Origin of the sequence: Yaniella halotolerans DSM 15476 (genome assembly GCF_000420805.1) — a bacterium.
In the GTDB taxonomy this organism is placed as follows: domain Bacteria; phylum Actinomycetota; class Actinomycetes; order Actinomycetales; family Micrococcaceae; genus Yaniella; species Yaniella halotolerans.
On record NZ_ATVQ01000001.1, the window covers coordinates 1,295,431 to 1,315,945 of the forward strand.

The 20,515-nt window shown below is 55.5% G+C and carries 17 protein-coding genes; 9 read left to right on the forward strand and 8 right to left on the reverse strand.

The genetic code is table 11. The features are described from left to right. Nucleotides 1-53 precede the first annotated feature (53 nt). Nucleotides 54-455, forward strand: a complete 402-nt coding sequence (locus G583_RS0106255) for a hypothetical protein (protein ID WP_022870333.1) — start codon at nucleotides 54-56, stop codon at nucleotides 453-455. Nucleotides 456-483: 28 nt separating this feature from the next. After that, nucleotides 484-1,569, forward strand: coding sequence for an alanine racemase (locus G583_RS0106260; protein WP_022870334.1), 1,086 nt, complete (start codon nucleotides 484-486; stop codon nucleotides 1,567-1,569). Here G583_RS0106260 and G583_RS0106265 read toward each other — a convergent pair. Then, the gene (locus G583_RS0106265) at nucleotides 1,526-2,740 is read right to left on the reverse strand and encodes an MFS transporter (protein ID WP_022870335.1); all 1,215 of its coding nucleotides are present in this window, start codon (nucleotides 2,738-2,740) and stop codon (nucleotides 1,526-1,528) included. The genes G583_RS0106260 and G583_RS0106265 overlap by 44 nt on opposite strands. Before the next feature lie 225 nt (nucleotides 2,741-2,965). Between G583_RS0106265 and G583_RS0106270 the strand changes: the two genes are divergently transcribed. From G583_RS0106270 to G583_RS0106285, 4 genes are read left to right on the forward strand one after another with little or no spacing between them, the layout of a single operon-like run. Beyond that, the gene (locus G583_RS0106270) at nucleotides 2,966-4,141 is read left to right on the forward strand and encodes an alcohol dehydrogenase catalytic domain-containing protein (RefSeq protein WP_022870336.1); all 1,176 of its coding nucleotides are present in this window, start codon (nucleotides 2,966-2,968) and stop codon (nucleotides 4,139-4,141) included. 28 nt (nucleotides 4,142-4,169) lie between these two features. Further along, nucleotides 4,170-6,422, forward strand: coding sequence for a catalase (locus G583_RS0106275; RefSeq protein ID WP_022870337.1), 2,253 nt, complete (start codon nucleotides 4,170-4,172; stop codon nucleotides 6,420-6,422). Between the two features lie 37 nt (nucleotides 6,423-6,459). Further along, on the forward strand, nucleotides 6,460-7,116 hold the full coding sequence (locus G583_RS0106280; protein ID WP_022870338.1) for a superoxide dismutase family protein: 657 nt from the start codon (nucleotides 6,460-6,462) through the stop codon (nucleotides 7,114-7,116). Between the two features lie 14 nt (nucleotides 7,117-7,130). Continuing rightward, nucleotides 7,131-8,726 (forward strand): NAD-dependent epimerase/dehydratase family protein, encoded by a 1,596-nt coding sequence (locus tag G583_RS0106285; RefSeq protein ID WP_022870339.1) that lies wholly within the window; start codon nucleotides 7,131-7,133, stop codon nucleotides 8,724-8,726. Here G583_RS0106285 and G583_RS0106290 read toward each other — a convergent pair. Beyond that, on the reverse strand, nucleotides 8,723-9,916 hold the full coding sequence (locus G583_RS0106290) for an MFS transporter (protein ID WP_022870340.1): 1,194 nt from the start codon (nucleotides 9,914-9,916) through the stop codon (nucleotides 8,723-8,725). The genes G583_RS0106285 and G583_RS0106290 overlap by 4 nt on opposite strands. Before the next feature lie 12 nt (nucleotides 9,917-9,928). Continuing rightward, on the reverse strand, nucleotides 9,929-10,864 hold the full coding sequence (locus G583_RS0106295; RefSeq protein ID WP_029629319.1) for an HpcH/HpaI aldolase/citrate lyase family protein: 936 nt from the start codon (nucleotides 10,862-10,864) through the stop codon (nucleotides 9,929-9,931). 337 nt (nucleotides 10,865-11,201) lie between these two features. On the opposite strand from G583_RS0106295, the gene G583_RS14725 reads away from it, so the two are divergent. Further along, nucleotides 11,202-12,047, forward strand: a complete 846-nt coding sequence (locus tag G583_RS14725) for a gamma-glutamyl-gamma-aminobutyrate hydrolase family protein (protein WP_022870342.1) — start codon at nucleotides 11,202-11,204, stop codon at nucleotides 12,045-12,047. A 102-nt stretch (nucleotides 12,048-12,149) separates the two neighbouring features. Here G583_RS14725 and G583_RS14730 read toward each other — a convergent pair whose 3' ends face one another. From G583_RS14730 to G583_RS0106325, 5 genes are all read right to left on the reverse strand, one after another. Beyond that, nucleotides 12,150-13,439, reverse strand: a complete 1,290-nt coding sequence (locus tag G583_RS14730) for an ethanolamine utilization protein EutH (RefSeq protein ID WP_022870343.1) — start codon at nucleotides 13,437-13,439, stop codon at nucleotides 12,150-12,152. Nucleotides 13,440-14,141: 702 nt separating this feature from the next. Continuing rightward, nucleotides 14,142-14,858: a cache domain-containing protein gene (locus G583_RS16300; protein ID WP_022870344.1), complete on the reverse strand. Its 717-nt coding sequence runs from the start codon at nucleotides 14,856-14,858 to the stop codon at nucleotides 14,142-14,144. Between the two features lie 5 nt (nucleotides 14,859-14,863). Then, the gene (locus G583_RS0106315; protein WP_022870345.1) at nucleotides 14,864-15,694 is read right to left on the reverse strand and encodes a FadR/GntR family transcriptional regulator; all 831 of its coding nucleotides are present in this window, start codon (nucleotides 15,692-15,694) and stop codon (nucleotides 14,864-14,866) included. Beyond that, a complete protein-coding gene (locus tag G583_RS0106320; protein ID WP_245540581.1) occupies nucleotides 15,675-16,163 on the reverse strand; it encodes a flavodoxin domain-containing protein in 489 nt (162 codons plus the stop codon). Before G583_RS0106320 ends, G583_RS0106315 begins: the two co-directional genes overlap by 20 nt. A 27-nt stretch (nucleotides 16,164-16,190) precedes the next feature. Beyond that, nucleotides 16,191-17,477 carry an FAD-dependent oxidoreductase gene (locus tag G583_RS0106325; RefSeq protein ID WP_022870347.1) on the reverse strand — a complete coding sequence of 429 codons (1,287 nt, stop codon included), beginning with the start codon at nucleotides 17,475-17,477 and terminating at the stop codon, nucleotides 16,191-16,193. Between the two features lie 313 nt (nucleotides 17,478-17,790). Between G583_RS0106325 and G583_RS0106330 the strand changes: the two genes are divergently transcribed. Together G583_RS0106330 and G583_RS0106335 are read left to right on the forward strand one after the other, a co-directional pair. After that, a complete protein-coding gene (locus tag G583_RS0106330) occupies nucleotides 17,791-19,002 on the forward strand; it encodes a cytochrome P450 (RefSeq protein WP_022870348.1) in 1,212 nt (403 codons plus the stop codon). Nucleotides 19,003-19,037: 35 nt separating this feature from the next. Beyond that, a complete protein-coding gene (locus tag G583_RS0106335) occupies nucleotides 19,038-20,489 on the forward strand; it encodes a glutamine synthetase family protein (protein WP_022870349.1) in 1,452 nt (483 codons plus the stop codon). Nucleotides 20,490-20,515 lie beyond the last annotated feature (26 nt).

Sequence of the window (20,515 nt, forward strand, 5' to 3'; positions counted from 1 at the left end):
CTGGGCCCGATCAAGACTTTCCTAAGGAGCGACTCCGGTACCCGGAATACACCATGGCAGATTCACCTAAAAAACCACGCGGCGGATTCCAAGGCGGCGTAAAGGTTCCGCTGGTCTTTTCCTCCGTCGTTGGCATCATCGCCTTCGTGGTGGCCACCGTTGTGGGCACCGGTGGCCTCAATAATCCTGAGCACCCGTTGCGCCTCGATATCGGACTCATCGCTTTCGGAGTCGGCTTTGCCGCTACCCTCGTCGTCGTGGCCCTATTGCAGCTCACCGGTCGCGAAAACCCCGACCATATATCTGAGGGATCGGGCATGAACCGCTCCTCCGAGGAGCTGCACCGCGCCGCCGTCGCTCGTGCACGTGAACGCATGCGCCGCGAACGTGCCGAAGCCGAACAGGCCGAACAAGCCACCGGCAACGAATCCGCTACCGAAACCGACGACCGCTAAAACGAACCTGCAACGGAGAGGGAGCGTCATGGATCAGGTACCGCATACTCCCGCCATCGTGGTGGACGAACCGATAGTGGACGCCAATATTGCGGCCATGGCCACCTTTGCAGCCGACCACAACCTGGCCCTTCGCCCACACGCCAAGACACATAAAATTGCGGCTATTGGCCATAAACAACTCGCTGCTGGATCTCAGGGATTAGCCGTCGCGACCGTGGGCGAAGCGCTTTACTTTTTCGAACACGGCATCACTGACCTGTTCCTGTCATATCCACTCTGGGCTACCGCTAACGATGCCGAATCGCTGAGTCGATTGGCGACCGAGGCAGTGCTTGCCGTGGGCACTGATTCTGTGGCAGCCGTGCACCAGCTGGCCGATGTGACCAGACAACATCCCGGTGTTGAACTCATGATCGAACTGAACTCGGGGCACAACCGATCGGGTGTCTTGCCGGAACACGTCGTTCCCATCGCCGAAGCCATTCGCGATCGCAACATGGTGCTGCGCGGTCTGTTCACGTTCCCCGGTCACAGTTATGCACCGGGGGAGCAGACCACAGCGGCCGCAGATGAGGCCAGGACGTTGAAAACTGCGGAGCGGTATTTGCATGAGGCCGGGTTCGATGTGCCCGTGCTATCCGGAGGGTCGTCACCGACTGCCAAGGCGACCGCTGCGGATGGTGCCGGTGAAATTCGTCCGGGAGTCTATGTTTTCGGTGATGCACAGCAGTATGAGTTGGGCCGTATCGATGTCGAAGACATTGCGCTCACCGTGGTGACCACCGTCGTCTCTCGACACGAGGCGCAGGACGGTGTTCCAGCACGCATTATTGTCGACGCCGGTTCAAAGATCTTGGCGGCCGACCGTGCCCCGTGGGCGACAGGCCATGGCCGAGTGCTAGGCCATCCTGACGCCCGGATCACTGCGCTGTCCGAACACCACGGGACCATCAGCTGGGATAGTGATGAACTCCCCGATATCGGTACCCGGTTGCAGCTCATTCCTAATCACGTGTGCGTGGCAGTGAATCTCGTCGATGAAGTGTATGTGACGAACGGCGAGCGCATCACGAAGACGTGGCAGGTCGGTGCCCGCGGGCTGAATACCTAGCGTGTCGGCCGTGGGCGAGCCAGTAGACGATTACACCGGCCAGCACAACGCCTGTTCCAACAAAGTACAAGCCGGGATAGCCTGCCAGCGGGACCATAAAGCCCAACGCCACGGGGCCAATAGCGATTCCGGTATCCAGGGCCAAATAGTGCGTCGACGTCGCAATCGGAATGCGGTTGGGACTCGTGCGGTTGATACCAACCGCCTGCAAACCTGGCACCGCAACACCCTGACCGATGCCGCCGAAGACTGCTGCGAGCACAATGAGCCACAGACTGTCCGCCAATCCGATGGTCAGCAGCGCTAGCGCCAGCGAGATAAGTCCGGCGGGGACCACCGCGTTCTCACCGTAGCGGTCTTGCACGCGACCGGCAAACAGCCGAACTCCCAGCATCGCCAGGGCAAAAACCATGAAAAAGATTGAGGCGGCCTCGGCCTGGCCGCGCGCGACGAGATAGGGCGATAAGAACGTCATGATCAGCGAATAGCCGATGGCACTAATAAACGCGACGACGGCGACGGGAAGCGCCCTGGCATCGAGGAGATCTGACCCCCGGATCCGCCACCGCTCAGCGTATTCTTCAGCCGTGGGAGCGTGCTCCTGGATGCGCATCGGCAGCACGGCAAGCAACGAGATGGCCGCACAGATTGCGGTGAAAGTAAACACCCACTGATCAGATGCGACCTGGGCAATGCGCACGGCGGCAAAAGGTCCGATGGCTGTACCGAGGGTTGCTGCAAGCGAGAAAAATCCCAGGCCCTCGCTGCGGCGACTCGTAGGAATGATGTCCAGGATCGCTGATGTGACCGCCGTCGAAATGACACCAAATGCAGTGCCCTGTACTAATCGTATGACAATCAACAGACCAAAGTGGTTTGCGAACGGATAGAGCACCGAGCACAACACGAACACCGTCAGCGCAAGCACGAGGGTGCGTTTTCGGCCGATGAAGTCCAGATACTTTCCGATCACCAGACGCACGAGGCCGGCACCGACGACGAACGAGCTTGCCGCGAATCCGGCAGCCGTATCGTTGGCGCTAAATCGGTCGGCAGCATACAGGGCCATAAACGTCATCAACGCGATGAACACGATGTAAGCCCCGATGAGGATGACGAAGCCGAGGAGGTAATCGCGTGTGAAGAGACGCTGCTGGGATAACGCGGTCATGCACAACCAAACATTGAACGTTGAGAGATAGAACTATTGAACCAGCCTACGGAATATTGTGCGGGAATCCACGTTTCGGCGCTGGATATTTTTTTCAAATGTCCTGACGAGCCGCCATAGACAGGCTGCATCGCTGGTGCCTAGACTCGTCCACATAGCCAAGACAGGCCACGCGTCACCAGCGAATTCCACGGAGTTCGACCCCAAAGAGATCAAGGGTGAAGCATGCGAGCAGTAACCTGGCAAGGACGACGGGACATCCGCGTTGCAGATGTCCCAGACCCAATAATCCACTATCCAACCGATGCGATCATTCGCGTCACGTCGACCGCGATTTGTGGCTCGGATTTGCACCTGTATGAAGTGCTGACCCCGTATATGACCGCCGGCGATATTATCGGCCACGAACCGATCGGCATTGTCGAAGAGACGGGATCGGCAGTTACCAACTTACAACCGGGCGACCGCGTGGTCATACCGTTCAACGTTTCGTGCGGCACCTGCCACTACTGCCGCCGAGGACTGCAATCCCAGTGCGAAACCACACAGGTCACCGAATATGGCACCGGCGCCACGCTCTTTGGGTATTCAAAACTCTACGGCCAGCTGCCGGGCGGTCAGGCCGAATACTTGCGTGTACCCCACGCGGACTACGGCCCCATCAAAGTCGGCACGGAGCTCTGCGATGAGCACTACCTTTTCCTCTCCGACATTTTGCCCACCGCCTGGCAAGCGGTGCAATACGCACATATGCCCGACGATAGCGTGCTGGCCGTGCTGGGGCTTGGACCCGTCGGCCAGTTCGCAGCCCGGATTGGTGTGCAGCTCGGCTACGACGTCGTTGCATTGGAACCCGTGCCGGAACGGCGCGATATGGCAGCACGCCACGGCGTTACCGTTGCTGCCGAACACGACGAAGCCTTGGAATTGGTCAACGAACGTACGCGTGGCCGTGGAGCCGATGGAGTGGTTGACGCAGTGGGGATGGAAGCTCACGGAAATCACGTTGCCGCGGCGCTACAGAAGGCCACCGCTCACCTGCCTGATGCACTCGGACAGAAAGCCTTGGAAAACGTCGGAATCGATCGGACCGCAGCGTTGAACTCGGCGCTCGATCTTGCTGGACGAGGCGGTACCGTTTCGCTCAGCGGTGTGTACGGCGGCACCGCGACACCGATTCCAATGTTAACAATTTTCGATAAACAGCTGACGATCACCGCGGGGCAGTGCAATGTCCGTCATTGGGATCAAGAACTTATCCCGTACGTCGAAGATACCGCGGATCCACTCGGAGTAACCGACCTGGTCACTCACCGGTTACCGCTGGAACAGGCCCCAGAAGCGTATCGGATGTTCCAGCAAAAAGAGGACAACTGCATCAAGGTTGTGCTGCAACCGTAACGAACGTCGCTGAAGGCACGTGAAGAACATGGCCGACATCAATACTCCAGGAAAGCCAAGTTCGGTCGATCCAGATCTACAGGATCCCGAAGAACAGCAACAACCACCACACCAGGGGACAACCCCGGCCAAAGCTGACCAGAGTGCTCCTGCAGCGCGATCCGCGACCGGCCAGCAAGTCGGTGACCAAACGGATGCCAATCCACGGGCGCAGGCAGATACCTACCTGACGACTTCACAGGGTGCACGGGTCCGGGACACCCACCATTCGCTCAAAGCCGGGGAACGCGGTCCAACCCTGTTGCAGGATCACCACCTGCGCGAGAAAATCACGCACTTTGACCATGAACGGATTCCCGAGCGCGTTGTGCATGCCCGTGGGGCCGCCGCACACGGCATTTTCGAATCCTATGGAGTCGCCGGAAAGATTACTCGAGCACGTTTTTTGACCGAACAGCAGACCACCCCGGTGTTCACCCGGTTCTCCACTGTTGTCGGTTCGCGGGGTTCAGCCGATGCCGTGCGAGATACTCGCGGTTTTGCCACGAAGTTCTACACCGATGAAGGTACCTTCGATTTGGTCGGGAACAACATTCCGGTGTTTTTCATCCAGGACGGGATAAAATTTCCCGACATCGTACACGCGGCCAAACCCCACCCGGACCGGGAGATACCGCAGGCACAATCGGCACACGACACCTTCTGGGATTTCGTTTCGCTACACACCGAGGGGCAAGCCCACGCGATGTGGCAGATGTCCGACCGTGGTATACCCAGGTCCTTTCGTATGATGGAGGGGTTCGGTGTCAATACGTTCCGCCTCATCAATGCTGACGACGAAACGGTTCTGGTGAAGTTTCATTGGAAACCGCGTCTCGGTGTGCATTCGCTGACCTGGGAGGAAGCACAAATGGTCAACGGGGTTGATCCGGATTTCCATCGTCGTGATCTCGCCGACGCCATCGAATCGGGCGCTTATCCGCAGTGGGAACTCGGGGTACAGGTTTTTCCGGACACCGAGGACGAGATGTTCGAAGGCATTGACCTGCTGGACCCCACCAAGTTTGTCCCGGAGGAGTTGGCCGAAGTCCAGCCACTTGGATTGCTGACCCTGAACGAGAATCCGAGCAACTATTTCGCTGAAACTGAGCAGGTCGCCTTTCACCCAGGGCACCTGGTACCAGGCATTGATGTCACCAATGATCCGCTGCTGCAGGCCAGAATGTTTTCCTACGTCGACACACAGCTGACACGTTTGGGCGGCCCGAATTTCGCCCAGATACCGATCAACAGACCACATACCGAAACCGATGACATGCTGCGCGACGGCTTCCACCAGCACGCCGTTCACGAGGGTGTAGCCCCGTATAAACCGAACTCCTTGGACTGCGGATGCCCATTCTTCGCCGGTGCTGATCGACCGGGCAGCGAGGAACAGAAGCAAGCGCTCATTGATATCCCGCAGAAGCTGGCAGCCGCCAATATGGTGCGTAGACATTCGCAGTCCTTTGACGATCACTTCTCGCAAGCAACCATGTTCTACCGCAGCCTCACCCCGGTCGAACAGGAACACACCGCGCAGGGCTACGCATTCGAACTGGGCAAGTGCTATGAAACCACGGTCAGGCAACGCCAAGTAAATCAGCTGGCGAATATTGACCGCGATTTGGCGACCAAGGTCGGCGACCTACTGGGGTTAGACGTGCCGACCGAGGACGAAACAGACATCACGCCGTCCAATAACGGTCTCACCAGCCCGGCGGTCTCTCAGGTTGGTAATACCTGGCCGCTAGACGGCAGACTGATCGGGATCGCCATCGGGGACAACGCTTCGGCGGATGCCGAACACATCAACCAACTTCGCATGATCATTGCCGAACACAGTATGGTGCCGGTGATCATTGCACCCACCGCAGCACCACTGTCGGATGGCACTGCGGTGCAGCGAACCTATTTGACCGGTCGATCGGTGGAGTACGACGCCGTCATATTTGTTTCCGAGCCGGCGGCCACACCGCAAAAGGACGCCACCGAAGCCGGACTCGACAGCAAAGTTGGTGACCCAGTAGGACGAGGCACGGTTGACCCACCACTGGTGCTTTTAGCAGCCGAAACCTACCGGCATGCTAAGTCGCTGCTGTTCACCGCAAACAGTCCGGTCCTGACGGCCGCCGGCATTGATGAGCAAGCACCCGGTGTGTTTATCGGTGAGCCGGCACACCTGATGACGGAACTCTTTGAGGCCGTGAAAAAACATCGCGTTTGGGAACGGTTTGCCTAACGACAAGCACCTGACGCAGCGCAGAAAGGAGTCTTCCATGAAAAATACATCACGCACTTCTCGTTTCGGTCTCGCCTCCACGGTGACACTGCTGGCCGCATTTGCCCTAGCAGGCTGCGGCGAAGAGGATCCGGGTGAGGGGGTCGAAGGCGATACCGGGACTGAGCAGACGTCGCCCTCGGATGCCGACCAGTCGGCGGCCGCTACGGCTGAACTACAGAATCCCCAGGGTGATGACCTTGGGCAGGTTGAATTCTACGAAACAGATGACGGCACGGAGGTCGTCGTCGATGTTCAAAACCTCGATGAAGGGTTCTACGGATTGCATCTTCATGAAAACGGCGAATGCGAAACCGATAGCCAAACACCAGATGATCCAGCGGAAACTGGCGATTTCTTATCGGCCGGCGGTCATATTGCGGGAGAGGCTGACGCCGATCATCCAGACCACGCTGGCGATCTACCGGCGCTACTGGTCAATGAAGACAACACCGCACAAATGTCGGTTGTGACAAACCGTCTCGAGGTTTCGGAACTTGTGGGCCAGGATGGTGCCGCGGTCATGATCCACTCCGACGCCGATAACTACGCCAACGTGCCCGACCGGTATCTTGACGGCGAGAATCCAGACGATGACACATTATCAACGGGCGATGCAGGCGATCGGATCGGTTGCGGCGTCATCGAAGGCTGATAAAGGAGGCCGCAATGCGTATTGCAGTCGTAGGAGCAACCGGAAACGCCGGGACAGCGGTGTTGCGTGAACTCGCAAGCCGCGACACCGTGGAATCGATCCTGGGGATTGCCCGGCGTCTCCCGGATGAAGAAACCCAGCCCTATAAGTACGCGGCCTGGGAGAGCGTGGACCTGCAGTTCTCGGCTGCACGCTCCGAGCTTGCCGAACTGTTCAGAGGCTACGATGTGGTAATTCATCTGGCCTGGCTGATCCAACCCAATACGAAACGGGAACTGCTACGCACAGTGAACGTAGATGGCACCCACTATGTGCTGGAAGCCGCAGCGCAGGCTGGAGTCAAAACCGTGGTCGTTGCGTCATCGGTTGGCGCCTATTCCCCCGTGGACGACGATGAGCTGCGTGACGAATCCTGGCCGACCGGTGGTATTGCCGGTTCGCACTACAGCGTCGACAAAGCGGCCCAAGAGCGTGTCATGGATGAGTTTGAAAAGAACTATCCCGAGGTTCGGGTTGCCCGGATCCGAGCGGCACTAAAATTCCAGGGCAGCGCCGGCTCCGAAATTCAACGGTACTTCCTTGGCAGCTGGATACCCGTCCAGGTCCTGCGGCATGCGCGTCCGCCCATCATCCCGTTCCCTAAAGGCGCCCGTACTCAAGCGGTACACACCGACGACGTCGCACGCGCCTACGTCGAAGCGGCGGTGCAGGGGGCTCACGGCGCCTTCAATATTTGCGCCGATGACATTCTCGATGCCAAAACCATCGGGGGCGTGGTGACGCGCAAACCGAAATTTGGGCGGGTGCTGCCGGTTCCGGCAAAACCCTTACGCCCCCTGCTCAAAGCTGCGCATCGCTCCGGGGTACTGGCCATGGACGAGGGCTGGTTAGACATGGCCGTGAAGGTCCCACTCATGGATAATTCGCGTGCCAAGCGTGAACTCGGGTGGGCGCCGAAGATCAGCGGTGCTGAAGCCCTGGACGAGTTGATACAGGGCATGGCCGACGGGGAGGGTACCGCCTCAGCTCCCATGCGGGCACGTGGTGGCACTCCCGTAGATGAAGCATGGCTGCCCTCCCCAGAGCACCGGGTCGCTGACGACGTTGATGCCACAGCATTGCGGCAGTACATGGCTGATCATCTTGCCGGAGCAACGGCAGGACTCAAGCGCATTGAAAAACTGGCAGAATCGTTTATGAATTCCCCGGTCTATGAGGACCTTGCTGCTGTGGCCGAGCAGATCCGCGCCGAACACAATTTCTTACAGGAATTGATGAAACGGCAGCAGTTCTCCCGTCCGGCTATCGCAGGTCCTGCCCTCTGGGTGGGTGAACGCGTCGCGCGGATCAAATCGTTCTTCCCAGAAGGTATGAAAATTACCCCGTCGGTGCTCGTGTTAGAAACCGAACTCATGTTGTCTGCGGTCACGGGCAAGCTCCACGGCTGGCGGACGATGCTCAACGAAGCCCAAGCACTGGGAGTTTCTTCGGAGGTCTTCCGGCAACTGGTCGATGACGCGCAAGAACAGTATGCGATCTTGGAACGCGTACATAAATACGCCAGGGAACAGGCCTTCGACGAAGACCGGGAAACGGATGTGGACGCTTAGGAGGTTGCTGCGTGTGCAGCGCGGCGACCATGCCCGAGCCAGTACACGAGTAGCCCCAGTGCAACGATCCCTGCTCCGGCAAAGTATAGGACCGAGTAACCGGCCATGTGGATGATGAACCCCAGCATGACCGGACCGATGGCCAAACCCGAATCCAACGCCAGGTAGTGCGTCGACGTCGCGATCGGCACCCGGTGGGAGGTGGTGCGTTTAATACCGGCCGTCTGTATGCCCGGTAGCGCTGCACCGTGGCCGAAACCGCCCAAGATCGCTGCGATGATGAAGTGCCAGTCAGCGCTTGCCAGCGCGAGGATGACGAGCCCTGCGGTGAGCGATATTAGCGCGCCGGGGATCACGGCGTTGTCCCCGTAGCGATCGTGTAGACGGCCGGCAAATAACCGGACGATCAACATCGCCAATGCCCAAATGAGGAAGAACAACGAGGCGATGTTCACCATGTCCAGACCAACAAGGTAGGCGGGCAAGAAGGTCATGATGACCGAATAGCCAAGCGTCGTCAGTAACCCGACCACGGCTATGGGAAGGACCCGCGGGTCCACAAGATCTGAACCCCGGATACGCCACCGTCGACGATACTCATCCTCGGTCGGGGTGCGCTCGCGAACGGTCATGAACAAGGCGGCTATCAGGGCAAACAGAGTACAGACGAGGGTAAAGCCAAATACCCACAGATTGGAAGCCCGTTCATGTAGTTGCAGTGCCGCCAGTGGGCCAATCGCATTGGAAAGCGTGGCGGCCAGCGCCATATAGCCTAGGCCTTCGCCCAGCCGGACTGCCGGCACCAGGGTAATGGCTATCGAGGTAATCGTGGTGGAAGCGACACCAAAGGCGGCCCCGTGGATGATACGCACCAGCAGCAGAACCACATAGTGGTCCGTCACCGGATACAGCAGTGCACATGCCACGAACACCAGCAGCACGAAGACGAGTGTGCGTTTACGCCCGAGGAAGTCTAAGTATTTTCCGATGAGCACGCGGGCCAGTGCTCCGCCGGCGACGAATGCGCTCGCGGCAAAGCCAGCTGCGGTGTCGTTGACGCTGAATCGTTCGGCGGCGTAGAGCGCCATAAACGACATCAGCGTAATGAACACCATGCTGACCCCGAGGTGCACAATGAACGCACGGAAGTAGTCCGCCGTCCAAAGGCGTTGTGAGGGGAGCGGGGCCATGAATACCGTTCTTTAGTAGTGGTAGGTATCCGTGGGAGCGGTCGCGTAGTTATCCGAGGTTGCCGGGCGGCACCATTCGATACCTAGCGCGTTGGCCAGTTCAATGGTGCTGTTGGAGCGTGCCAAGCGGGGGAGGTCGGAGCCGTTGCGGATCTGTCCGCCGTCGTTTTCAAAAGCATCGAGGAAGTCGTGTGCCCAGGTGAGTTCTTCCTGCGACGGGCTCAGGGCTTCATTGATGGTCGCGGTTTGCTCGGGCAGCAGGCACAGTTTGCCAGAGAAACCGAACTCATCGGAGACCGATGCGGCTTCGGTGAGGACTTTGCCCGAGGTGCCTTGGGTTGGACCATCAACGGGGGAGGGCAGCATGGCCGCCTGTGATGCGATGGTGAACTGGCTGCGTGCGTAGGCCAACGCAATCGGTGAGCCACCAAAGCCGGTGTCACGACGGAAATCGCCAATGCCGAAGGCGAGACGGAAGGTGCCTCGGGCGGCGGCGATAGAGTTAATGCGCTGCAAACCGCGAGCTGTTTCTACCAGTGCAACGATTGGCACACCCGGTAGACGTGCTGCGGTTTCGTTCACGTGGTCGGTGGATTCGGTCATGGCCAACATGACACCCAGCAGGCCACCGTTATGGTGGGGGCCGTCGAGTTCGTTCGAGATGTATTTGGCCAGTTCGGCGACATCTTGCTCCCACCAGGGGCTGCCGTAGCCGTTGATGCGGACCCAGCCGGTGTTGCCAGCGGCAAACCAGTCGATCACATTTTTGCGAGCGATATCTTTATCTTTGGGAGCCACAGCGTCTTCGATGTCGTAGAGGACGACGTCGGCGGCCGAATCAATAGCAGCGGAAAATCGTTCTGGTTGAACAGCATTGACTAGTAACCATGTGCGAGCAAGGTCCGCTTGGACCTTTTGCCCCGGTGATGGCGTGACGTGGGTAGTCATAATGGAACTGTTGGACACCAGATCTCCTTACCGTAGTGCACCCTGTGTAGTGCAGTACGCAAAGTGTTGATTTCGCTTGAACACAGCAAAAGAAAGTACTTCTCCCAGAATACCGCGGTGAACTAGCACTGACCACTAATTCAAGCTACGAGAGCAGAGCGTGTGATCTATGTGATAGCGGGGGAGTTTTGCGCAGCAGTAAGAAACTGAACGGCGTGAGGGCAGACGCCCGATGTGCACCCCATACGCCTGCCAGCTCTTTGAATTGTAGTTGTCGCGCACATAGAGTAACGAATACATCTAATACTGGATGTAATAAAGTGGAGAAGGAGCGATTGTGACGACACAGGGACATCCAGGTCTGAAGCTGGCGGACTTTCAGAAAAACGAAGATTTTGAAGACGACGGACGCCCTGTTGTCGGTCTGGTTGTCTCATTGTGGGCGCCTGATATGAGTGATGCTGCCGTGCAGGTGGCTCATGACTTGACCGCTAATGGGACACAAGCTGTCCGGAATGCCGGTGGGCGCCCTCTGATCATTGATAGTTCAGACGAACAGCTTCAGGCATCTGGAACCGGTTGGCTCAGCGGTGTCGATGCAGTCGTGTATCTCGGGGGTGCAGACATCCACCCGGGCTTCTTCTCCGACGTTGATTTAGCAGAAAAGCTTGAGGGAGTAGACCCCAAAGCCGACAAATTTTGCATCGACTCTATTCAAAAATGCGCCTCTGACGATATGCCCACTCTGGGAATTTGTCGGGGTTCGCAACTGCTAAACGCAGCCCTGGGCGGTACTATCCATCAACATATAGATGGGCACCGGGAAGTTATCGACGACGCCGGAAATGTCGCCTTTATCAGCGAACCAGTTGATGTTGTGGCAGGCAGTCGACTATCCGCAGTACTTGGCAGTCAAACACTTACGGTGCGAAACGGACATCATCAGGCGGTAGATCAGGTAGCAGAGGAACTCAACGCCGTGGCTTTTGCTCGTGATGGAATTGTGCAAGCAACAGAGCATCCAGAAAAGTCGTGGTTCATTGGCGTTCAATGGCACCCAGAGGACGAACAGGCTAACAAAAAAGACTTGGCCACACTCTTCGAAGCACTTGTGAAACAAGCGGGCAGCGATGCGGTAAAAGACGCTCGGTTTGCCAACGTAGATACCTCCTTGCCTCGCTAGATTCACTGAGGCTAGTAGGTGAGCCAGTAAGCCTTTAATTAATGGTGGCCTGGAAGGGAACTAAAACCCGTCCAGGCCACCATATGTTTAATGCAGTTGATCTTAGACTTTAGCCGTGACAGCTTCCGACTCTGCTGTAGAGGCAGTGCCCTCCGGGCTATCTTGCTCGGAAACTTCAGCCGCGAGGCGATCTGCTTCAATGTCAGCCTGCTCGAGTTTCCGTGCATACGGTAATGCCAACCATATGGCGAACAGCACCGCGATCAGTCCACCGCCAATTTTGCCTACGATCATGGTGACGATCATGTTCGGCTGGAAAGTTGCGGTGAAGGCCAGATAGTCACCAATCGCGAAAGCTGAACACACCATAAATGCCAGCGTGAGGACCTTGTCCTTAGGCGGCATATGACGAATCAGTGGGAACAATGCCACAGCGTTGGCGGCCACAGCCAAGAAACCAGCGATGCCTGCTTCAGACAGGCCAACTCGTTGACCCATGGCCTCGAGCGGCTTAGATAGTGCTTTTCTCACAAGGAAAATTAGTGGGAAGGCACCTGCCAGCATGATGGAAATCGCGCCGACGATTTCCAGTGCTCGCATCTGGTCCTCTGTATCGGCCATGAATGGGGCCAATGGCCAACCGCCAAATAGCGCGGAAAAGACCCCGGTAAAGTATTCGACAATCGAAAGAGCTACCGCGATCGTAGTAATGATCTGGATAGCACGCCCGAAGATGAGGAATGCAGCAATCATCTGTTGCGTGAAGAAACGCAAGGCTAGCGACAGCACAACCATAATGACCGCTAGCGGAAGGAGGTTGAGCAAAATTTCAGAAAATGAAAGATCAAAGGGGCGTGTACCAGGCCCTGTGGTTTCAAGACCTTCCCGGAGGGGAACGCCCGTTTGCAACAGCACCAGTGCCATGATCAATGAAGCAAAGGGAATCGCGAGGAATCCAGACATGACACCAAGCGCAAGATACTTGTGATCCCGTTTTTGCAAGATTGAAAGTCCGACCGGAATACAGAAAGCAATCGTTGCGCCCGCGGTTGTACTCACCGTGAACGCGAGAATCCATGCACCGTGACTATCAGCCACTGCGTGAGACAGGTGATACGACCCGAGATCGCCCGGAATAAAGGTGCTCACCGCGATGGAAGCATCCGATTGAACCGCGGAGTAGACCGGCGCAACAACCGAGTTGATGAGGGGGACCAAGACAGGTATCAGTGTCATGATTCCTGCGATGGGAATAAAAATATGCCCCATGGTAAGGATGCCCTGTTTGAACTCCAGGCCAAGCTCTGAGCTGGGTCGGAGGATATGGGCAGCTGCACCGATGATGAGGGCAACCATCATGCTGTAGACAATTATGTCGCCGATAAGTTCCATAGTTTTGAGTCTCCGTAAGAAATGACAACTCTGTGGTCGAGCCGAGAACGGTTTTCACTAAGTCCAGGACATGTGTAGACCGTTACGTCTGGTACTCATGTCAGCGGGTGACTTGTAGTTGTCGTTGGTGAGTGACGTGCTCAAAGATGAGCGGAAAATTATGAGGGTTTCTCGTCCCATAAAAACATTTAGTGATGCAATATTTGTTTTAGCGTAGTGCGGGCAGAAAGATCTCGTTGGAAGGTTGATGAAGAGTCCGTGCAGCAGCTTGCTTGCCCATATGGACTGCGGCCCCTGCTGCCAGTACACGAGTGCTACTGGCCAACTTCGCGTGCGTGTGATCCGCAGATATTTCACGAGTTGAGAGCACTGGATTCCTTAGTCTCGGAGGGAAGATCGACGCGGGCTGGTTGGCTAATGGCGGCGGGGGTTGTGGCGCTATCAGCGTTGCAGGGCCGGTGAAATCCGGCGGTTCGATTCTTTCTAGCGCGTGACCAATTCAGCGAGGGTGTTGCATGAGTCACATTTTGCTTTCATCTATTAATACCTTCTTTTCTGAAGGTTTACAAGGTCTTCAAAGCAAAATTTTCCGTCTAATCATCCAACCGGAGGGAATTGATACGTATGTCGCTGGGCGCGCCTCAGAAGGCTGCCTCAAGCTGCATGTTGTATGAAGATGCAGTCTTCTCACGAAAGCGAGGTTTAGCTTTTTTCAAAGAGCAGTTGCAAGTCCATGTCGGCAACACATAGGGGCTGGAGGGTGTACCCGGGCGGGGCAGTCTCAAGCAAGGCTCCCGAGCCGTAGGGGCCGATGGTACTAACAATCACTCGACCGCCCTCATTAACCAGCGCTGCGCGCCCGTTAGGGGCTTTCTGAAGGATAGGGATAAGACATTTTTCAAGGGTGTCAACTTTAAGGTCTGCACCAACGACCCCCACGGTTTTATGATTAACCACCAGTGGGATGACCCAGGTCGTAATGTATTCGTCGACGCCAAGATAATCTATGTAGGGGCCAGCAATGGTCCGAGCTTCGGCGCCAAATCCCCCTCGGAACCATTCCAACTGCTCATAGTCGTAGAATCTTGGAGACGACGGGTCGTTATCAAACTCTTGCCAGCGACAATGGTCCCCGAATCGAATCCACCATTCCAGCGCGGGAGACGAAGCGTGCACAAGCTCCCGTTGAAAGATCAGGCCTACACCATCTGTTGCTGGTCGTGCCGCGAGGTGTTCGGCTGCTACTTCATGCAGCATCTTCCGCTCTGCCGATGAGACGTAGAACTTTGGTGACTTTTCTACATGCTGTTCAACTACGTTGACAAACTTCGTGCGTACTTGGGTGACGCCATCGAAAATATTCTCTGTCCAGTCCGATAGCCGCTGGGTTATTTCAGTTGTGGTGTGAGCAAATTCCATGAAACCTACTCTGTCTCAGGTCGGTTCTGCAGGGTCAGTTTGGCATCGATCAACCGATAAATGCCGTCTTGCACATGACGTTCCATTGACTGTTGGGCATTGGAGACATCACGTTGTGCCAGGGCTTCAAGAATCACTTCGTGATCCCGTTGAACGAGGGCGGGAGTCATCCCAGCGCCGCCGGGAGACCAGAGCAATGAAGTGATCTCGCTGAGGAGGCGCATCTGGAGTCGTAGCAGTCGTGGTGATTGCGCTGCGACTGCCAGTTGCGTATGGAATCTACTATATTCGCTCGCCTGTGCTGACGCGTCCTCGGCATTTAGCAGACGGTCTGCAGCACGTTCCAGGGCCTGAAGAGATGCCGCTTGTGCCCGTTGACATGCTAGGTGCACAATGCCGCGGCTTATCGTTACTCTCTCGTCGCCGAAGTCTCGCAAGTTGACGATACTAATGCCGTCTAGATACTGGCTGACCTGATTGCTCGTTGGAAACGGGACCTTGATGACAAATGTGCCACCGCTCCTCCCGCGGTGAGTTTCCACGAGCCCCTTGTCACGGAGCTCGGCTAGCGATTTTCTAATCGTTGCGATAGCTACACCGAATTGATCAGCAAGCTCAGATTCTGCAGGTAAGCGATCACCAACAGCCAGCTCGCCAAGTGATATAGCCGTGGCAATTTGACCTGCATGACTGTGCTCGTAACCGAGTGGTATAACGCCGGAGGCTGCTTCACCAACAAGGGGTATGTGAGAGTGCATTCGACTTTCGGGGTACGGAGGTACTTCAGGGACGACTCCCGAAGCCGCGGTCTCTCGCTCAACTAGCGGCAGAGACATCTTCTCCAATTTCTGAGAAAGCTGCGAGAGCTTGTGGTAGCCACTCTAGTGCAGCATCGGAAGGTGTCACTTCAAGAGACGATGCATCATGTCTGCCGTACTCGCCTACACGGGTAGCACCGAGCTCCGACAATTTCTTGTCGAGTACTTCGCTGCCTTGGCTGTATGTATCTTCATAGAACCGATCTCCAAGCCCGAACATCGCATAGTAGACATCACTGAGGTCTGGAGATTCTTCGACGAGTGTTTCATAGAACTCTTGCGCTGTATAAGGCAGCTCTCCTTCGCCATGTGTAGAGCATGCGAAGATGTAGTACTTCGAGGAGTCAAGGCTGCTCACCTCGTACTCTTGAAGGTCGGCGAACTCGACCTCGTGGTCGCCTGAATCTGCAATTTCTTCTTCGAGGTCCATCGCAAGAAGTTCCGTGTTGCCTGATTCCGTGCCGTATAAAATTTGGATGTTCATCATATGTCCTTCGTGGTGATGTTGAGGGGTTTAGTTTTGTGTCGTGGCTTGAGCGATGATGTCTCGTTGGCCAACAAATTTCTTGCGTATACGATTGACATCTGCCAGGTTCAGCTCTTTTTCGTTAGCTAGAACCCATTGCGAAAACGAGATGGGCTCCTCTGCTAAACGATGTCTTAGACCATCGAGACCGCTTTTTTCTGCTGTGTCATGAATACGGTTTTCGTCAATGTCGGCAAGGATTTCTTTAGCCACCCCTTGTGCGCAAGCACGATTCGCGGGGATGGTTCCAACTGCTCCGCGTTTCAGCCAGCCTGTGCGGTAGAAGCCAGGCTCGATTCGGCCTGAGTCTTCTGTGATCCGCATGAGGTCCTCGTGGCCCTTGTAGATTGGTGACTTGTCGTCGGCTTCGAACCCGACGGCGGTGATGGCTGAATCCGCATAGATCTCAGAGCGCAGCTGAGTCTCGGCCTCATGTATCTGGATGCCCTCGAGGGTATCTTGGCCTAGAAACTGTTCAGGGGCAGTGGAGAACCGGAAGGCGACCTCAACTCGAGGCGCGGAGGTTTGAGTGTCAACAAGTGAATCCACTGCAGAGCGTCGACGAGCAGCTGCTGATTTTTCATCGAGGTCTTCTTCAGGCGCGTGGTTAGAGGTGAACCGCACTCCCTCAATGCTTCCGAGTTCTCGCAACATAGCGGAATCGGATTTTGCTTCATCAATGCTGGAGCGGTTGAGGACAGTAACGGTTTTTACGGGAGCACCGAGATATGCTTCTAAAGCGTCGTCATTGACGTCGCTTCCGTCGTAGTCGGTGTGCTCTTTGATTAGGAAGCGCAGGATATCGAGGGCTACATTTCCACCACCTACTAGCACGATGTGCTCGCCCAAAGTTGAGAACACATCGGTTTTTCCGCGGAAAGAGTTTAGCGAGTAGATGAGATCTGCAGCGGTATAGACGCCATCTAAATCTTTTCCGGGGATATCAAGCTGGCGAGCATTTGGGCGTCCAGTAGCTAACGCGACCACGTCAAACTGTTCGCGGAGGTCTTCGATTTTTATATCAGCGCCGATTTCAATATTGCCTGCAAACTTGACGTTTTCTTTCGCGAAGAGGCGATCAAACTGCCGCGTAATTGATTTTGTTTGTTGATGGTCTGTTGCAACACCGTAGCGAATGAGACCGTAGGGGGCAGCAAGCTGATCAAAGACAGTGATGATGTCATCGGGACGCTTCCTGTTGAGTGCTTGCGCAAGAAAGCAGCCGCTTGGACCAGAGCCCACAACAGCGATTTGTAGTGGTTTATCCGTAGTCATGGAGCTTCCTTTCATCGGCGAAATGTGTGTTTACGCCTAGCTTTTCTAAATCATTCGTTACTAAATCATTATCGAAAAAGTCTTGTGGTGCAACTCACAGGATGAATATTACTTTTCTACTGCTGATAATAAATGTATTTAGGTATATTTTCTTGAAACCGGGCAGTCCCTGCGAGTGCATTGCTGCAGCGTCGGTCGATCGAGCACTCTGCAACTCATCAACATGTTAGTTGCCTCACAGAAGAATTTATGATTAGCTAAGTCACATTCAATGATAAATCATCTCAAAATGAATGTATTTCGGAGGAGTGGCATGACACAAGTTTCAGAAGAGGCCCTTGAGATGCCGTACTTCAATATTGCAGACCCGAGCTTCGCGATGCAGTCCGAGGAAGTTCGACGTGCTCGTGATGAGTCGTGGATCGCTCGGACGAACTACGGGTACGCTGTGCTTCGTCATGCTGAAGTGGGCTCCTTGCTTCGCAGTAAGTCTCTATCTCAGGGCAGTGCGCAATGGCCAGAACACCACGGCGTTCATAGCGGTTCATTCTACGCGTGGTGGAGCAAAAACCTTCTCGTATTGGAAGGCATGGAGCATACCCGTATTCGACGGTTGCTCAATCCCGCGTTTTCCCCAGCCCGAGCTCGCAAACTCAAGGCAAGTTTCCAAGACCTAGCTGATGAGTTGGTAAACGAAATCGCAGACAAGGAATCAATCGAATTCGTCAGTGATTTTGCTGCTCCATTCGCAACGCGAGCGCTGTGCATCATGTTGGGCTTGCCGGAAGAGCACTGGGAATTCATTGCTGATCGCGCCGACACCATTGGTCTCGCGCTCTCGGTCAATATCAAAGAAGAAATCGACAAAATTGATACTGCAGTGGATGAACTCTACGAATTTGTTGAAACATTGATTCAGGAGCGTCGGGAAAACCCAGTTGACGATGTGATTTCCACGCTCGTCACGCAGAGTAGCGACAGTGACAGTCTGTCGCCGGAAGAACTTCGAAACGCCATCGTGCTCATGTTGTTTGGTGGTATGGATACCACGCGCAACCAGCTTGGTCTGGCTATTCAGACGTTTATTCATAACCCAGAGCAGTGGGATCTGTTGGGAGAAAACCCCAAATTGGTGAACAGCGCGCTCGAAGAAGTTCTGCGCGTGAACCCGACAACTCGCTGGGTTACCCGCGAAGCAGTTGAAGATTTCGAGTTCCAGGGTGTTGAGTTCAAATCAGGGACCACAGTCCACTTGTTCACCGCTTCGTCAGGTACTGATGTGCAGGCTTTCCCTGATCCTGAGATCGACATCGAAGAGAAGGACCGAAAAGCGCACTTCACATTCGGTGGAGGAAAACACCAGTGCATCGGTCAACACATCGCAAAGGCCGACATGTCTGTAGCGCTAGCTACTCTTTCGGCGGCAATTACTGACTTACAGCTGGACGGAGCGGACGAGTGGCTTCCCGACTCGGGGAACACCGGCCCAGTGAGGCTCCCAATTCGCTTTAAAAAGCGTAGCTAACCCATAACGTAAAGGATTTTTCCAAGGAGATTACCATGACCGCTCTACCTACAGTTTCTGCAATTAAAACTGCAGCGCCAAAGGATCTCTCGCTTGCCGAGCGACTAGAAAAGCGTTATGCAGACAAGGACGCGTTCGCGCGCCACCGCGAACACAACATGTCGAAAGAGGTCATTGCTGAACTCAGCGAGAAGATCAAAGCGGCTGGTACAGAATATATCTACTATCAGATCCCAACCATGCAGGGACGCGTAGTAGCAAAAGTTGTACCAGCACAGCACTTCGAGCGCTTCCTACGTAAAGGCATCGCCATGCACCGTCCTGCGATGGCTGATCTACAGACCACCCGCGAAGGGGAAATGGTTCACGGAGGCGTTGAGGCCAAAGAATTCTGGGCCTTGCCTGAAGCAGAGACGTTCACATCGATCCCGTGGGACACTACCGTTGCGACCATCTGGTGCCGCGCTTATGAACCACTGCACTTCGGTGACATCGGCGGTTCTGTACTGCCGACAGATGTTCGCTCACTCTTCAAAATCACACACGAAGAATTCACTGACCGAACCGGTCTGGAACTACGCTCCGGTCTAGAACCAGAGATGACCTGGGTTGGTTCGATGGCAGACGTGATCGTCAAAGACGGCGCTTCTCCTGCCTACCTGGTCGAAAACCTGGAACGTATGCGTCCCGTTTACAAGAAGATCATCAGTTACGCACAGGCCATGGGCTTCAACATGATCCAGGGTGACTACGAAGACGATGGTCAGATTGAGCTCAACTGGGATTTTGATCAGGCCAACCTCACCGCTGATCGCATGACCACCTATCGCCAAATCTGCCGACAGGTGGCGCGCGAGCTCGATATGCAAGCAAGCTTCATGCCGAAACCTTACAACGGGAAAATGGGCAATGGCTGTCACCACAACCTCAGCCTCTGGCGCGGAAATGAAAACGTTGTTGAAGACGGCCGCGTCGAACTGCACGCAACAGATATCGCTAAGAATGCTATCGCAGGCGTGCTTAAGCACACGCCTGGTGCGGCGCTCGTGATGAACTCGACCGTGAACTCGTATAAGCGATTCTGGGATGTTGGCCAGTATGTAACCATGGACCTCAGCTGGGGACTTGATGGTCGTGACGCGACCATGCGCATCTCCGCAAACGGCCGTATGGAATATCGTCAACCAGACGCTTCGGTAAACCCATACCTGTCTCATACCTATCTGCTGGCAGCCATGGACGACGGTATTACCAACAACCTGGATGCCGGCGAACCAATGGGCTCTGTCTCAGACTTTGCAGGGCTGACTGTTCCACGCACCATGGGCGAATCCATCGACGCATTCGAATCCGATAAATATCTTATGAACACCATTCCGCGTGAAGTCACCGAGGTATACCTCGACATCAAGAAAGACGAATGGGCTCGCTACTGCTCCACTCTGACTGAGTGGGAATTCACCCAGTACTGGGCCAGCATCCCATAAACAGCGGGTCAACGGACTTCAAGGAG